This is a genomic window from Clostridium boliviensis, assembly GCF_033342255.1.
Classification (GTDB): Bacteria; Bacillota; Clostridia; order Lachnospirales; family Lachnospiraceae; genus Lacrimispora; species Lacrimispora boliviensis.
Genome location: NZ_JAWONS010000092.1, coordinates 1 through 512 on the forward strand (window position 1 = coordinate 1; position 512 = coordinate 512).

A 512-nucleotide genomic window follows, 5' to 3' on the forward strand; every position below is an offset into this window, starting at 1 on the left:
ACGGGTTGGCCCATCTGGCCATGACGGTGATCGATCCCGGCGATGTCGTCCTCGTTCCCGATCCCGGCTACCCCGTCTACGAGGCGAGCGTGAAAATTGCCGGCGGGGTTCCCCATCCGATGCCCCTGGAGGAGGAAAACGGGTTTTTGCCCCGGCTGGAGGCAATTCCCGAAGCGGTTCTCGGGCGGGCCAAAATGATGATCCTCAATTACCCCGGCAATCCGGTCACCGCGATGGCGGATCACGCCTTTTTCGAGGAGCTGGTCCGCTTTGCCAAAAGGCATGATATTCTCATCGTCCACGACTTTACCTACTCCGAGCTGGTCTTCGACGGGCGGCGGGCGGTCAGCTTTCTGTCCGTCCCGGGGGCGAAGGAGGTCGGTGTCGAGTTCAATTCCTTCTCCAAGACCTTCAACATGGCCGGATGCCGCATCGGATACGTGGTCGGGCATCCGGAGGTGCTTCAAGCCCTCGGCCGGCTGATGTCCCACACCCAGTACGGGATTTTCCAC

At 61.1% G+C, this 512-nt stretch carries 1 protein-coding gene; it reads left to right on the top strand.

From position 1 onward, the window contains the following. Positions 1-20: 20 nt before the first annotated feature. On the top strand, positions 21-512 hold a 492-nt coding region (locus RZO55_RS03240), incomplete at its 3' end, for an aminotransferase class I/II-fold pyridoxal phosphate-dependent enzyme (RefSeq protein ID WP_318062850.1).